Genomic DNA, 15,038 nt, shown 5'->3' with positions numbered 1-15,038 from the left:
CGTGCGCGAAGGGCTCCGCGGACTGACCACCCGTGGCCGCTCGTTCCTGGCGGCGGCGGTGGCCGCGGCCATCTCCGCCGGGATCCTCGGCGAGAAGGACCTGCTCCGGGTGGCCGTGCTGCTCGCCGTCCTGCCGCTGCTCGCGGCCGCCTACGTCGGTCGCAGCCGCTACAAGCTGGCCTGCAACCGGTCGCTGGACCCGCACCGGGTCCCGGTCGGGGCCAGCTCCCGGGTGGTGCTGCGGCTGCAGAACATGTCCCGCCTGCCCACCGGCACCCTGCTGCTGGAGGACCGGCTGCCCTACGCGCTGGGCAGCCGGCCCCGGGTGGTGCTGGAGCGGCTCGGCGCGCACCAGGCCAGCTCGGTGGCGTACACCGTCCGGGCCGACGTCCGCGGCCGCTACGAGGTGGGCCCGCTGGTGGTCCGGCTGACCGACCCGTTCGGTCTCTGCGAGCTCAGCCGCTCCTTCCCCAGCACCGACCACCTCACGGTGATCCCGCAGGTCACCCCGCTGCCCTCGGTCCGGCTGCCCGGGGAGTACGCGGGCAGTGGCGACAGCCGGGCCCGGTCCGTCGCCGTGCACGGCGAGGACGACGCGGCGACCCGCGAGTACCGGATGGGCGACGACCTGCGCCGGGTGCACTGGAAGTCCACCGCGCGCACCGGTGAGCTGATGGTGCGCCGGGAGGAGCAGCCCTGGGAGAGCCGGGCGACCGTGGTGCTGGACACCCGCGCGTACGGCCACCGGGGCGACGGCCCGACGGCCAGCTTCGAGTGGGCGGTCTCGGCCGCCGCGAGCGTGGCGGTGCACCTGCGTCAGGCCGGTTACAAGCTGCGCCTGGTCACCGGCGCCGGGGCGGACGTGGACGCGTCCGAGGCGGGCGGTGACGGCCTGCTCCTCGACCAGCTCGCCGAGGTCCGCCTCGACCAGCGCGTCGAGATCACCGAGCTGGTGCAGCGGGTCCGGCAGCGCTCCGACGGCGGCCTGATCATCGGTGTCTTCGGCACGCTCAGCACCGCCGAGGCCGAGCTGCTGGCCGGCCTGCGGGCCAACGGCGCGACCTGCGTCGGCTTCCTGATGGACAGCTCCAGCTGGCTCAACCTGCCGGAGAAGGCGCGTGCCGAGGCCGAGCACGCGCACGCCGCGGCGGCGCTGACGCTGCTGCAGAGCGGCTGGCGGGTGATCGGCGTCGACCACGGCAGCCGGCTGCCGGTCATGTGGCCACAGGCGGGGCGGGGCTCGCAGGGCTTCGCCCTGCGCGCCGCGCTGGCCGAGACGGTGGCCGGGGGCGTGCGATGAGCGAGCGGACCGGCGGGCTCGGCACGCCGGTGCCCCGGGCCGCCGCGGAGCGTGGCGGAGCAGTGGCGTGAGCGGAGGGATGCCGTCATGATCGGCCAACGGAACCTCGGCCTGGTGGCCGCCGCCGCGACGCTGCTCGCCGCCGCGCCGCTGTCGGCCATCTTCGAGCGCTGGACGTGGCTGATCCAGTCGGCCGTCGCGGTCGCGGTGGTGGCCGGGGTGGCCGCGCTGACCCGGGTGCTCCGGGCCCCGCTGTGGGGCCAGGTGCTGGGCATGCTGGCCGGCCTGGCCCTGGCGCTGACCTGGCTCTTCCCGGGCGGCACCGAGCTGCTCGCCTTCCTGCCCACGCCGAGCACCGTCACGCACTTCGGCGACCTGCTCAGCGGCTCCGTACGGGACATGCGCTCCTACGGCGTCGAGGTGCCCGACACCGACCCGCTGCTGTTCATCACGGTGCTCGGCGTCGGCGGGGTGGCCGTCGTGGTCGACGTGCTGGCGGTCGGCCTGCGTCGCCCGGCGCTGGCCGGTCTACCGATGCTCGCCATCTACTCGGTGCCGGTCGCGGTCTACGTGGACAGCGTCCCCCCGGCGCCGTTCGTGGTGGGCGCCGCCGGCTACCTGTGGCTGCTGGTGGCCGACAACGTCGACCGGGTACGCCGGTTCGGCCGACGGTTCACCGGCGACGGGCGTGACGTGGACGTCTGGGAGGCGTCCCCGCTGGCCGCCGCCGGCCGGCGGCTGGCCGTGCTCGGCGTCGCGGTGGCGGTGCTGCTGCCGCTGCTGCCGGTGCCGGGGATGACCAGCGGGCTACTCGACAACCTCGGCAACTCCTCCGGCAACGGCACCGGCATCGGCCGTCCGGGTCAGGGCGGCTCGCCGGGGCGGATCGACCTGTTCGCCGCGCTCAGCGGTCAGCTCAACCAGTCCGAGGTGGCCGACCTGGTCAAGGTCACGACCGACGAGCCCGACCCGTTCTACCTGCGTTTCGGGGTGGCCGACGACCTCCGGCCGGACGGCTTCCGGGTGCGCAACCCCACGGGCCGGCCGGTCAACCGGGACCTGCCCGACCCGTCCGAACGGGCCGCCCGGGGCGTCCAGCAGCAGCGCCACCAGGCGACCGTCGAGGTGACCCGGAACCTGACCATGCCGCTGCTGCCGGTCTACGCCGAGCCGACGCGGGTCGAGGACCTGAACGGCAACTGGCTCTACGACTCCAGCCTCCAGGTCGTCTTCTCCAACCGGGAGAACTCCCGCAGCAAGCGCTACTCCTTCGAGTACGTCCGCTCGACGTACACCCCGGCGGCGCTGCGGTCCGCGCAGCCGCTGCCGGCCGACCACCCGGTGCGGCGGCAGCAGACCGCCACACCGGCGGTGCCCGAGGTGGAGGAGCTGGTGAAGCGGCTCATCCAGGGCAAGGGCACCGACTACGACAAGGTCCGGGCGATCTACGACTACTTCTCCTCGGACAACGGCTTCAGCTACCGGCTGAGCACCGAGGGCGGCACCAGCGGCCAGGACATCGTCGACTTCCTCACCAACAAGGTCGGCTTCTGCCAGCAGTACGCGGCGGCGATGGCCTGGCTGGTGCGGGCGGCCGGCATCCCGGCCCGGGTGGCGTTCGGCTTCACCAACGGCAGCAACCGCTCCGGTGACACGTACACGCTGACCAACCGCAACCTGCACGCCTGGACCGAGGTCTACTTCGACGGGATGGGCTGGGTACCGTTCGACGCCACCCCGGCGTACGGCGTCACCGGCTCCACCCGGTCGGCCTGGGCGCCGGACACCGACGCCCCCGAACCGACCGCCCCGGACGCCGGCACGCCGAACACCCCCGAGGACACCGGGGCGTCGGCTGGGCCGGCGGGCCCCGACGCGGCCGACCGGGACGCCGACTCGGGGCTCGCGCTGGACTCGCAGACGCCGGCCGAGCAGGCGCCGGTCTGGCCGTGGTGGGCGGCCGGCGCGCTGGCCGTGCTGCTGCTGCTGGCGGTGCCCGCGCTGCGCCGGATGGCGCTGCGCCGACGTCGGGGACGCACGGCACCGGCGGTCGCCGCGACCGCCGCCCCGGAAGTCGGGGTGGGCCCGTCCGGCGGGTCGCGGATGGTCGTGGTGAGTGCGGACGCGGACCGGGCCCGTGCCGACGCGCACGCCGCCTGGGACGAACTGCTCGACACGCTGGTGGACTACCGGGTCCTGGTCGACCGGACGGAGACCCCCCGGGCGACCGCCGAGCGGCTGGTTCGCGACACGCTCACCGACCACGCCGACGCCTCCGACGGCGCCCGGCTGCTCGGCCGGGCGGAGGAACGAGCCCGGTACGCCCGCGACCCGCTCACCGGTGAGCCGCTGACGACGGCGCTGCGCTCGGTACGCGGCGCGCTCGCCGCGTCCGCCGACCGGCGCACCCGGCTGCTCGCGGCGATCCTGCCGCCGTCGGTGCTGCTGCGCTGGCGGACCGCCGTAGCGGACGCCTCGGCCCGCATGGTGACGCTGGCCGGGCGGGTCCGGTACCGACTGTTCCGCTGGAACCCGCGCCGCCTGCTCGCCGACCGGGCGGCCCGCTGACCGGTCCCGTCCGGCCGGGCAGTGCCCCGGCCGGACGGTGACCCGGCCCGGCACCCGGTGCGAAATCGCCAGGTAGATCCACTCCGGATCCGCGACATGGCGGTATCCGGCTCGATCGGATACCGCCATGGCGCGGACAAGTCGTCGATCATGTGCCGCCGGTCCGCCGTCCCGGCGACGTGGTGCGCGGCCGGACCGGGCGGCGGCGCGTCGCGGGCGGGCCGACAGGCGCGGGCCCGGTGAACGCCCGACGCGCGGGGACGCCGCGGCACCCGAGAGGGGTTCGGGGCACGGTGAGTGGGGAGGCAGACGCCCGAGGCGTGGGCGTGGCGCGTGGTCAACCTGGCGGGCGACGTGGGCTGGGGGCGACGCGTCGAAACGCGGGTCGGGCGATGGTGCCTGCGCGCCGGCGGTTGCGGGGCGGATCGAGGCGCGCGGGAACGACGAAGGTCGCCGGCGATCCGGCGACCCGCTCGTCGCGGCGGTGGCGCCCGCCTCAGCGGCGGGCCGGACTCAGCGGTGCCCCTCCGGGCGCTGCCGCCACCGGTCCTCCATCCGGTCCAGGAACGAGGGCCGTCGGCCGGACCGACCACGGGGGCGGCGACGGCTGGTCGTGCCGCCCACCACGTGCAGGTCGGGTGACTGCGCCCGACGGTGCGACTGCACCGCGTACGCGGCCGAGGCCAACATGACGACGAAACCCGCCACGGCCAGCGGCGGAGTCTTGATCACCGCGCCATAGACCAGCAGGGCCAGGCCAGCGATGATGACGCCGGCAGCGACGAGCAGGCGACGCCGCGCGTGGAAACGCGGATCGCTGGCGCGCACGGCCGAGGCGAATTTGGGGTCCTCGGCAAGCGACCGCTCGATCTGCTCGAACAGCCGCTGCTCGTGCTCCGAGAGCGGCACGGCACTCCTCCCCGGTCTCACGTTGGTCGGCCCGTTCGGACCGACAGACCGTGGCAGCCAACCGGCTGCTTACCCGCAAGTCTACGAGGGGGGTCGCGCGTCGGAAAGCGGGACGACCTATGGCCGGGGTGGATTTTCATTTCGGCGGGGATCACGGTTGTGGAGCAGACTGGCCGGACCTATGACGGACCGCCCGAATCGGGCAGCGGCGGCGTCGGCGGCGGCTTCCGCCTCGCGCCAACCATGCTCGGGCGCGCCCAGTGCGAGCTGGCGTGGTGTCTCGTCCGCCGCCGCCAACCCCTCCACGCGCACGCCCACCAGCCGGATCCGCTCACCCGGGTCGAGCACCGTGTAGAGCGCCCAGACCGTGTCGAACATCTCCCGGGCGGTGTCGGTGGGCACGGCGAGGGTGCGCGACCGGTTGACGGTGCGGAAGTCGGCCAGCCGCACCTTCAGCGACACCGTCCGGCCCACCTGCCCCGCCCGGCGAAGCCGCGCGCCGACCTTCTCGGCCAGGGCGAGCAGGGCCCGGCGGATCTCCAGCGGGTCGGCCACGTCGGCGTCGAAGGTCACCTCGGCGCCGATCGACTTCTCCACATGCTCCGGGCTCACGCCGCGTGGGTCGCGCCCCCAGGCCAGCTCGTGCAGGTGGCCGGCGGACGCCTCGCCGAGGGCCTTGCGCAGCATGCCGTAGGGCGCCTCGGCGAGGTCGCCGATGGTGGCCAGGCCGAGCCGGTGCAGGGTCTGTGCGGACCGCTCCCCCACCCCCCACAGCGCGTCGACCGGCAGCGGATGGAGGAAGTCGAGCACCCGGGTCGCCGGCACGACGAGCAGCCCGTCCGGCTTGGCCCGCGTCGAGCCGAGCTTGGCCACGAACTTGCTCGGCGCCACCCCGACCGAGCAGGTCAGCCCCTGTTCGTCGGCCACCCGGGCGCGGATCCGGCGGGCGATCGCGGCCGGCGCGCCGAACAGCCGCCGGGCGCCGGCCACGTCGAGGAACGCCTCGTCGAGGGAGAGCGGCTCGACCAGCGGGGTCACGTCCCGGAAGATCTGCATCACCGCCCGCGAGGCGGCGGTGTAGGCGGCGAAGTCGGGCGGGAGGTAGACCGCCAGCGGGCAGAGCGCCCGCGCGCGCATCATCGGCATGGCGCTGCGGACGCCGTAGCGCCGGGCCTCATAGCTCGCGGAACTGACCACGCCGCGGGGCCCGAGGCCGCCGACCACCACCGGCCGGCCCCGCAGCTCGGGTCGGCCGCGCACCTCGACCGAGGCGAAGAACGCGTCCATGTCGACGTGCAGGATCGGGCTGCCGGAGTCGTCGGCGTCCGGCCCGAAGCGCGGATCACCGCCCCGGGGCAACGACTGGCTGCGGCCCATTCCGGCAGGCTAGCCCGGCAGTACGACGGAACGGCGCGGGCCGTCCAGCGGTGCCGCCCCGCGCCCGGGCCGGTCAGTCCCGGACGACGAGCAGCGGGATGGTCATCTCGGCCGCGGTGTCCGATCCGTGGTATGCCACCAGCCGCGAGGCGAGCGGACTCTCCGACCGGGTGGCCAGGACCGCGTACGTGTCGTTGCAGGTCACCACGACGTCGCCGATGCGGGCGAGGTGCTCCTCGGGCACCGGCCCGAACCACCCGGAGGCGACCGCCTCGTCGCGCGTACGGACGCGGGCCGTGTCGCCCAGCACGGCCGACCACGCGGCCACCACGTCGTCGACCGCTCCCGGCGCGACGTGCAGGTACCGCACCCGCGGTTCGCCGGCGACGACCCGGATCCCGGCCCGCAGCCGCGGGTCGGTGTCCAGGTCGAACCGGTGCCCTGCCGGCACGTCGAGCTGGCCGTGGTCGGCGGTGACCAGCAGCGCGGCGTCGGACGGCAGGCCGTCGACCAGGCGGGCGAGCAGCGTGTCCACCTCCCCGGCGGCGACCCGCCAGGGCGGCGAGTCGACCCCGGTGAGGTGGCCGTGCCGGTCCAGGTCGGGGTGGTACCCGGAGACCAGCGTGGGCCCCGTCCCGGCGGTCAACGCGGCCAGCATGGTCGCGGCGAGCGCGTCGACACCGGCGGCGCCCCGGTAGTCCCCGCCCCGGTTGGCGGCGACCGTCAGCCCGCTGCCGCCGAACTCGGGGCGGCTCACGACGGTCACCGCGACCCCGGCCGCGCGGGCCCGTTCCAGCTGGGTCGGGACCGGCTGCCACCGCTGGGGATCCGGATCGGCGGCCCACTCGATGTGGCTGAGCACGCGGTCGGTGTCCGGGACCCGGACGGTGAAACCGAGCACCCCGTGCGCCCCGGGCGCGGCGCCGGTGCCGAGGGTCACCAGGCTGGTCGGGGTGGTGGACGGGAAGCCGGAGGTGAGCGGCCGGCCCACCGACGCGGCCAGGCCGGCCAGCGTCGGGGCGTAGGGCGCGGCGGTGGGGATCTGGTACCAGCCGAGCCCGTCGACCAGCAGCACCGCGACCCGGCGCACGCCGGCCAGCCGTGCGGTCAGCCCGAGCCGGTCGGTGGCGCCGGGCACGCCGAGCACGGCGAGCGCGCTGGGCAGCACGTCGGCGAGGCTTCCGTCGCCGTACCGGGGCGCGACGATCGCCAGCGGGGCCGGGCCGGGCGCCGGTGGGCCGGTCATGCCGGGCGGCGGGCGAACAGGTGCAGCTGGGCGGCGATGTCCCGGTACGGCGACCGGCCGGCGAGCGCCCGCTCCAGCTCGACCAGTGCGCCCGGCTGACCGTCGGCGACCGCGGCCGGCAGCAGGTCCGCGAGGACGCGTACGCCGTGGATCTCCTCCACCAGGAGCCCGGCGGCGCCGAGCAGCGCGGCGGCCCCGTCGGCGTCGTAGCGCCGGCGCAGAGTGTCGCGGGAGCCGGCGGTGCCTGCCGGATCGGTGGCCAGGGTTGCCGCGACGTCGAGGTGGCCGTTCATCGCCCGGCCGAACACCGCGGCGGCCCGACCGGCGACCAGGACGCTCGCCGCGCCGCCCGGGCGCAGTGCGGTGGCCAGCGCGGACACCACCGGCGCCGGGTCGTCGACCACCTCCAGCACGGCGTGGCAGAGCACCAGGTCGGCGGCGGCCGGCTCGACCAGCCCGGCGAGGGCGTCGCCGTCGCCCTGCACCGCCCGCACCCGGTCGGCCACTCCGGCTTCGGCGGCCCGCCGGGTGAGCGCGGCGAGCGCGTCGGGGCTGGCGTCGACCACAGTGACCCGGTGCCCGGCCTGGGCGAGCGGGACGGCGAAGCCGCCGGTGCCGCCGCCGACGTCGAGCACGGCCAACTCGGCCGCACCCCGCCGGTTCAGCTCGTCGCGCAGCACCGACCAGATCACGGCGGTACGGGGGGTCAGCGGCGGCCCGGCGAACCGGCCTGGGGTCTGCTCCACCCGGTCGAGCCTAGTCACCCGGTCCAGGCCCGCTCAGGACCCGTCCGACCGCGTCAGGAGTCTGCGGCGGCCCCGCCGTCCTCCGGGGCGCGGGACCGCAGAACGTTCGCCACCGGACCGTCGGTGACCTCGTACTCGCGCGGTTCGGTGTGATGGGTCGGAGTCCATCCGGCGCTCAGCCGGGTGCGCCGGGAGTTGGCCACTCCGCCGCTGTGCACGTCATTGCCTGTCATCGGTACGCCCCTCGTGCCGCGCGGGCCACACTGCCCGCACGACCACAAGTGTCCCGCTGCGCCGGGCGGAAAACCGTAATGTGGATCACTGCGGTCAGCGGAAGTCACGGGAGGCCGGGCTGACCGGCGGCTCGACCGCGTCCAGCCGGTCGGCGACCAGGTTGACCACCCCCTCGTTCCGCTCCAACCGGCCGCGGACCACCAGCCCGGTGCTGGTCCGGGCCACCCGCCGGTAGCGCTGCCACAGCCCCGGCGAGCAGGTCACGTTGAGCATGCCGGTCTCGTCCTCGAGATTGAGGAAGGTGACCCCGCCAGCGGTCGCCGGCCGCTGCCGGTGAGTCACGATGCCGCCGACCCGGATCCGCTGGCCGGGCTCCACCCGGCCGAGTCGAGCGATCGGCAACGCCCCCACCAGGTCGAGCTGGGGGCGGATGAACCGGGCCGGGTGGCTCTCCGGCGACAGCCCGGTGGCCCACACGTCGGCGACCAGCCGGTCGACGGCCTCCATGCCGGGCAGGGTCGGTGGGGCCGCGCCGGTCACCGTGCCGGGCAGCCGGCCCGGCCGGTCCTGGGCCGCCGCGCCGGCCGCCCAGAGCGCCTGCCGCCGGGTCAGCCCGAAACACGCGAAGGCGTCCGCGGTGGCCAGCGCCTCCAGCTGCGCGGCGGTGAGGCCGACGCGCCGGGCCAGGTCCGGCATGTCACGGTACGGCCCGTGCGCGTCGCGCTCGGCCTCGATCCGCTCGGCCAGGTCGTCGCCGAGCGTACGCACGCTGGACAGCCCGAGCCGGACCGCGGGCCCACCCAGCCCCCAGGCGTGCGGCGGCTCGCCCGGGGCGCTGCCCCACCGGGTGTCCGGGGTGGACTCCAGCACCGCCTTCGCCCCGCTGGCGTTGATGTCCGGCCGGCGCACCTCCACCCCGTGCCGGCGGGCGTCGTCGACCAGGGTCTGCGGTGAGTAGAAGCCCATCGGTTGGGCGTTGAGCAGCGCGGCCAGGAACGGCGCCGGGTGGTAGCGCTTGAGCCAGGAGCTGGCGTAGACCAGGTAGGCGAAGCTCATCGCGTGGCTCTCCGGGAAGCCGTAGCTGGCGAACGCGGTGAGCTTGCGGTAGACGTCGTCGGCCAGCTCGCCGGTGATGCCCCGCTCGGCCATGCCGGCGTAGAGCCGGTCGGCGATCTGGGCCATCCGCTCGACCGACCGCTTGGCGCCCATCGCCCGGCGCAGCTGGTCGGCCCCGGCCGCGTCGAACCCGGCCAGGTCGATGGCGAGCTGCATCAGCTGCTCCTGGAACAGCGGCACGCCGAGGGTCTTCTCCAGTGCGTTACGCATCAGCGGGTGCGCGAAGGTCACCGGCTCCTGGCCGTTCTTGCGCCGGATGTACGGGTGCACCGAGCCGCCCTGGATCGGGCCGGGCCGGATCAGCGCCACCTCGACCACCAGGTCGTAGAACTCGCGGGGCTTGAGCCGGGGCAGGGTGGCCATCTGCGCGCGACTCTCCACCTGGAACACCCCGACCGAGTCGGCCCGGCAGAGCATGTCGTAGACCTCCGGGTCGTCCAGCGTCATGTCGCCGAGGTCCAGGCTCATCCCGATCATGTCGTACCCGTAGTGCAGCGCGGACAGCATGCCAAGGCCGAGCAGGTCGAACTTGACCAGGCCGACGGCGGCGCAGTCGTCCTTGTCCCACTGGAGCACGCTGCGGCCGGGCATCCGCCCCCACTCCACCGGGCAGACCTCGATCACCGGACGGTCGCAGATCACCATCCCGCCGGAATGGATGCCCAGGTGCCGGGGGAACGTCTGCAGCTCGTTGGCGTACTCGACGACCTGCTCGGGGATGTCCGCCACGTCGACCGTGGCCACCGAGCCCCACCGGTCGATCTGCTTGCTCCAGGCGTCCTGCTGCCCCGGCGAGAAGCCGAACGCCTTGGCCACGTCCCGCACCGCCGAGCGCGGCCGGTAGGAGATGACGTTGGCCACCTGCGCGGTGTGCTCCCGGCCGTAGCGGGTGTAGACGTGCTGGATCACCTCCTCCCGGCGGTCGGACTCGATGTCCACGTCGATGTCCGGCGGGCCGTCCCGCTCCGGGGCGAGGAAGCGCTCGAAGAGCAGCCGGTGCCGGACCGCGTCGACGTTGGTGATCCGCAGCGCGTAGCAGACCGCCGAGTTCGCCGCCGAGCCGCGGCCCTGGCAGTAGATGTCCTGCTCCCGGCAGAACGCGACGATGTCGTAGACCACCAGGAAGTAGCCGGGGAAGCCCAGCTCCTCGATCATGTCCAGCTCGTGGTCGAGCTGCGCGTACGCCGTCGGGTGCGCCTCCCGGGGGCCGTAGCGCTCCCGCGCGCCCTGCGCGGTCAGGTGGCGCAGCCAGCTCATCTCGGTGTGTCCCGGCGGCACCGGGTACGCCGGCAGCTCCGGCGCGACCAGTTGCAGGTCGAAGGCGAGCTCGGCGCCGAACTCGGCGGCCCGGGCCACCGCCCCCGGGTACGCGGCGAACCGGGCCGCCATCTCGGCGCCGCTGCGCAGGTGGGCGGTGGCGGCCGCGGGCAGCCAGCCGTCGATCTCGTCCAGGCTGCGCCGGGCCCGGACGGCGGCGACCGTGCTGGCCAGGCGGCGCCGACCCGGGCTCGCGTAGTGCACGTTGTTGGTGGCCACCGTGGGCAGCCCGGCGGCGGCGGCCAGCTCGGCGAGCGCGTCGTTGCGGTCCGCGTCGATCGGGTGCCCGTGGTCGGTGAGCTCCACCGCGACCGTCTCCGCGCCGAAGAGCGCGGTCAGCCGGTCCAGCTCGCGGGCCGCCGCGTCGACGCCCTCGGTGAGCAGCGCCCCCGGCACGTGCCCCTTGCGGCAGCCGGTGAGCACCAGCACGTGGTCGCGCAGCTCGGCGGCGACCTCCTCCAGCTCGCCGTAGACCGGGCGGCCCTTCTCGCCGCCGCGCAGTTGGGCCCGGGCGATGGTGCTGGCCAGCCGGGCGTACCCCTCGTGACCATGGGCGAGCACCAGCAGGTGCGCGCCGAGCGGGTCCGGTGCGCCGTTCTGCGGACCGGGCAGCCCGAGGGAGAGTTCGGCGCCGAAGATGGTCGGCAGCTGCAACGCCCGGGCCGCCTCGGCGAAGCGCACCACGCCGTAGAAGCCGTCGTGGTCGGTGACGGCGAGCGCGGTGAGCCCCAGCCGGGCCGCCTCCTCGGCCAACTCCTCCGGGTGGCTGGCCCCGTCGAGGAAGCTGAAGTTGGTGTGCGCGTGCAGCTCCGCGTACGGGACCGCGCCCTCGGGGCGAGCCACCTCGGGCGGTTGGTACTGCTCGCGCCTGCGGCTCCAGGCAGGACTGTCCCCGCCGTCGGCGTCCACCGCGAGCGGATCGACCACGTGCAGGTGCCGCTCCGCGGGGGACCGACCCCGGCCGGACGCGCCGTCGCCGGGGCGGCCGGAGAGCACCCGCTCCAGCTCCGACCACGGCATCTTCGGGTTGTGGAAGCTCATCCCGCCACTCCCGCCACTCCCGCCACTCCCGCCGCTCCCGCCGCTCGGGTGGCGCGCGGCGGCGGTGACCAGGCGGTGACGGCCGCCGAGTGGGGCACGACGAGCCGCGCCAGCGGCGAGCGACCCAGCGAGCAGCCCAACGAGGGACCCGGAGAGCGGTATGACTCAGAGGCATATTTATGCCTCTGAGTCATACCGCTCTCCGGGTGGTGTCTTCCCGCCGCGTCCATCGCCGCGAGCGGCACCGGACCGATCGGGCCAGCGGCCCCGGCGCGCCGACCGCCGCGACAGCACCGGGCGGACCCCAGCGCGTCCACCGCCGCGAGCGGCACCGGACCGACCGAGCCGGCCGCGACGTGGCGTCGGCCTGACCGGGCGACGCGGACCGGCTCAGTCATAGATCGCCTCCACCAGCCACTGGCCGGCCTCGACGCCGAGCAGCAGCGCCGCGCCGTCGGCGAGGCTGACCTGGAACCGGGCCCGCCGTCGCGCCTCGGCCGGCGCCCACCAGCGCTCGTCCACCGGCCACGGGCCGGCCCAGCCGACGATCTCGACCGGCCGGGCCGTGCCCACGGTGAGCCGGGCCGGCGCGGCGCTCACCGCCAGACGTGCGCTGACCACGACCGGCTCGCCGGCGGCGTCGTGCACGGTGGCGGCCAGCGGACTGGGCAGCACCACGGCCGGCGCGGGCGGCGGAAGCCGACCGGGCCAGGGCGGGACGCCACCGCCGTCGGCGCCGGCGGCCCGGGCGTGTGAGGCACCAGCGCCACCACCACCACGGGCGGCACCCCGAGCGGCACCAGCCGGCCCACCAGCACTTCGACCCGCCCCAGCCGGCCCACCAGCACTCCGATCCGCCCCAGCCGACCCACCAACACTCCGACCGGCGCCAGCCGACGTGCCGGCTCCACCGGCCGCCTGGCCCGCGCCAGCCGAGGCACCGACGCCACCCGCGGCCCGGCCGGCACCGGACACGCCACCGGCGGCCCGGCCGGCACCAGGCACGGCACCAGCGGCCCGGCCGGCACCAGGCACCGCGCCGGCGGCTGGCTCGCCCGGCAGCGGCGGCGGGCCGGGACGGGCGGGAAGCCGTTCGTCGCCCCACGGCACCAGGTGTACCTGGTCTCCCGGGGACCGGCCGCCGCCGAGCACCGCCGTGAGCACCGCCTCCGGGCCGAGGATGCCCTGCACCCGGCTCAACGCCCGGTGCGCCCGCTCCCGCTCCTCCCCGGTCTCCCCCCACAGGCCGGCCTGCAGGCCGGCCTGGGCGATCACCCCGTCGGGGACCAGCCGCAACCGGATGATGCCGGCCGTCGGCCGGGCCGGGCCGGCCCCGCCGCGCCGGCTGCTCCCGGTGAGCCAGCCGTCGAGCTGCCACCGGACCCGGTCGGCGATGGCCGCGGCGGTGAGCAGGCCGTCGTGCCGCCAGACCCGGTGCAGCTCCTGGCCGTGCGCGGTGACCGCCTCGATGCCGAGCCGGGTGCAGGCCAGCCCGTGCCCGGTGAGCCGGTCGTGCAGCTGCTCGGCCAGCGCCCGGGCGGCGAACGCCGCCGCGTCGACGCGGTCGATCGGCTCGTCGTGCTCGGCGGTCACCGTCAGGTCGGTCGGGGGCTGGCGGACGGCGAGCGGGCGGTGGTCCCGCCCGGCGGCCAGCCGGTGGGCCAGCGCGCCGTCGAACCCGAAGCGGGCCAGCACGTCGCCGGCGGGCAACGCGGCGAAGTCACCGAGGGTGCGCACCCCGAGGCGGCGCAGCAGGTCGGCCAGGGCCGGCCGGTTGAGTGCCTCGACCGGCAGCCCGGCGAGGAACGTCGGAGTCTCGCCGGGCGGGACGATCCGACCGGTGCGGGCGGCCAGCCCGGCGGCGAAGACCCCGTCGGCGATCCCGACCTGGCTCTCCACCGCGCAGGTCTGGGCGACGTGCTCGATGATCCGCTCGGCCGCCGCCTCCTCACCGCCGAGGTAGCGGCTCGGCCCCCGGGCGGTCAGCGCGCACGCGCCGGGGCGGATCACCTCCACGCCGGCGACCAGGTCCTCCACGGCGGCGACCACCGGCTCGAACGCCCGGGCGTCCCGCCCGGGGTCGTAGTCGACGACGGTCAGCTGGGGGCAGCGGCCCTGCGCCTCCCGTTTGCGCAGGCCCCGCCGCACCCCCTCGGCCCGGGCCCGCTCGGAGCAGGCCACCACCCGGTTGGCGTGCAGCACGGCGACCGGGCCGGTGGCGGGCAACCCGTCGACGATCTCGGCAGCGAGCACCGGCCAGTCCGGACACCAGAGCAGCAGGGTGCGTACCGGCGCGTCGGTCATGCCGAGCCGACCACGGTGAACGCGCCCCGGCGGGAGGCGCCGGCGAGGGTGCGGCCGGACGAGGCCACCGGGTGGAGCCGACCGGCGGAGGGACGCCCGCCGACGGGCACCACGGTGCGGGGGATGACCCGGGTCAGCTCGTCGCCGGGCAGCCAGACCTTGATCTCCTTGGGCCGGGCGGCCGCTCCCCGCCCGCGCGCCGAGACGGTGACCTCCCGGCGGCGCAGCCGGCCCCGGCCCGGCCCGAGCCCTTCCCAGACCCCCCGGACCACCTGCAACGTCACGTCCGCGCCGTCCCACCGGCCGTACGGGACGAGCACGCTGCCGCGCTGCCGGGCCCGGGCGGCCAGCCGGTTGGCGACCGAGGCGGAGACCGCGGCCGGCACGGCGGCGACCACGACGTCCACCCCGTCGATCAGCGCGGCGACCACGGTGGCCCACTCGGGTCCGGGATTCGGCACCAGGGCGAGCCGGTCCAGGGCGATCCCGAGCTCGGCGGCCGCGCCGGCGCCGAACGTCGGCACTCCCACCACGGCGCACCACGAGCCGGCCCGGGACGCCTCGGCGAGCAGCGCCAGCACCAGCGAGGTGCCGCCACTGCGCCGTGGTTGCCCGGTGGCGACCGCGATCGTGCTGCCGCGCCGCAGCCCCCGGTTGGGCAGCAGCCCGGTCAGCTCGGGGGCCACCGGCAGCACCCGGTGGCCGCCCGCCGGATCCGGCGCGCTCGCCGGACGGACCAGACCCGCCAGCGCGGCGGAACCGACCACCATCCGGCCCGCCATCGGACCAACCCCCCGTCGTGTTGCTGCTGGATCAGGTGTTGCCGCCGGATCACCGGGTCGGCAGGCATCGGTCACGAGGTGGGCCGTGGATCGGTCTC

Annotated in this window: 10 protein-coding genes; 2 read left to right on the top strand and 8 right to left on the bottom strand. The window is 75.9% G+C overall.

The window, feature by feature from the left end:
• Position 1 precedes the first annotated feature (1 nt).
• Positions 2-1,300, top strand: coding sequence for a DUF58 domain-containing protein (locus O7603_RS29855; protein ID WP_281573048.1), 1,299 nt, complete (start codon positions 2-4; stop codon positions 1,298-1,300).
• Between the two features lie 87 nt (positions 1,301-1,387).
• A complete protein-coding gene (locus tag O7603_RS29850; protein ID WP_281573047.1) occupies positions 1,388-3,868 on the top strand; it encodes a DUF3488 and transglutaminase-like domain-containing protein in 2,481 nt (826 codons plus the stop codon).
• 513 nt (positions 3,869-4,381) lie between these two features.
• Here the strand turns inward: O7603_RS29850 and O7603_RS29845 are convergent.
• The 8 genes from O7603_RS29845 to O7603_RS29810 all read right to left on the bottom strand — a co-directional run bounded on the left by O7603_RS29845 (position 4,382) and on the right by O7603_RS29810 (position 14,940).
• Positions 4,382-4,777, bottom strand: coding sequence for a DUF3040 domain-containing protein (locus tag O7603_RS29845; RefSeq protein ID WP_281573046.1), 396 nt, complete (start codon positions 4,775-4,777; stop codon positions 4,382-4,384).
• Positions 4,778-4,894: 117 nt separating this feature from the next.
• Complete coding sequence (locus tag O7603_RS29840; RefSeq protein WP_281573045.1) at positions 4,895-6,154, bottom strand: DNA polymerase IV; 1,260 nt, start codon at positions 6,152-6,154, stop codon at positions 4,895-4,897.
• 73 nt (positions 6,155-6,227) lie between these two features.
• On the bottom strand, positions 6,228-7,400 hold the full coding sequence (locus O7603_RS29835; RefSeq protein WP_281573044.1) for a nucleotide pyrophosphatase/phosphodiesterase family protein: 1,173 nt from the start codon (positions 7,398-7,400) through the stop codon (positions 6,228-6,230).
• On the bottom strand, positions 7,397-8,164 hold the full coding sequence (locus O7603_RS29830) for a methyltransferase domain-containing protein (RefSeq protein ID WP_281573043.1): 768 nt from the start codon (positions 8,162-8,164) through the stop codon (positions 7,397-7,399). Before O7603_RS29830 ends, O7603_RS29835 begins: the two co-directional genes overlap by 4 nt.
• 35 nt (positions 8,165-8,199) lie before the next feature.
• Positions 8,200-8,379, bottom strand: coding sequence for a hypothetical protein (locus O7603_RS29825; RefSeq protein ID WP_281573042.1), 180 nt, complete (start codon positions 8,377-8,379; stop codon positions 8,200-8,202).
• A gap of 94 nt (positions 8,380-8,473) precedes the next feature.
• Positions 8,474-11,854: an error-prone DNA polymerase gene (locus tag O7603_RS29820; protein ID WP_281573041.1), complete on the bottom strand. Its 3,381-nt coding sequence runs from the start codon at positions 11,852-11,854 to the stop codon at positions 8,474-8,476.
• Between the two features lie 390 nt (positions 11,855-12,244).
• Positions 12,245-14,158 (bottom strand): DNA polymerase Y family protein, encoded by a 1,914-nt coding sequence (locus O7603_RS29815; RefSeq protein WP_281573040.1) that lies wholly within the window; start codon positions 14,156-14,158, stop codon positions 12,245-12,247.
• Positions 14,155-14,940 carry a hypothetical protein gene (locus tag O7603_RS29810; protein WP_281573039.1) on the bottom strand — a complete coding sequence of 262 codons (786 nt, stop codon included), beginning with the start codon at positions 14,938-14,940 and terminating at the stop codon, positions 14,155-14,157. Before O7603_RS29810 ends, O7603_RS29815 begins: the two co-directional genes overlap by 4 nt.
• Positions 14,941-15,038: the final 98 nt, after the last annotated feature.

Source organism: Micromonospora sp. WMMD812 (assembly GCF_027497215.1).
GTDB lineage: Bacteria > Actinomycetota > Actinomycetes > Mycobacteriales > Micromonosporaceae > Micromonospora.
This window is presented reverse-complemented; position numbering and strand designations above follow the sequence as displayed.

Coding starts and splice junctions, on each gene's coding strand:
- O7603_RS29850 (WP_281573047.1), top strand. CDS start 1,388: ATGATCGGCCAACGGAACCTCGGCCTGGTGGCCGCCGCCGCGACGCTG.
- O7603_RS29840 (WP_281573045.1), bottom strand. CDS start 6,154: ATGGGCCGCAGCCAGTCGTTGCCCCGGGGCGGTGATCCGCGCTTCGGG.
- O7603_RS29835 (WP_281573044.1), bottom strand. CDS start 7,400: ATGACCGGCCCACCGGCGCCCGGCCCGGCCCCGCTGGCGATCGTCGCG.
- O7603_RS29825 (WP_281573042.1), bottom strand. CDS start 8,379: ATGACAGGCAATGACGTGCACAGCGGCGGAGTGGCCAACTCCCGGCGC.
- O7603_RS29820 (WP_281573041.1), bottom strand. CDS start 11,854: ATGAGCTTCCACAACCCGAAGATGCCGTGGTCGGAGCTGGAGCGGGTG.
- O7603_RS29815 (WP_281573040.1), bottom strand. CDS start 14,158: ATGACCGACGCGCCGGTACGCACCCTGCTGCTCTGGTGTCCGGACTGG.
- O7603_RS29810 (WP_281573039.1), bottom strand. CDS start 14,940: ATGGCGGGCCGGATGGTGGTCGGTTCCGCCGCGCTGGCGGGTCTGGTC.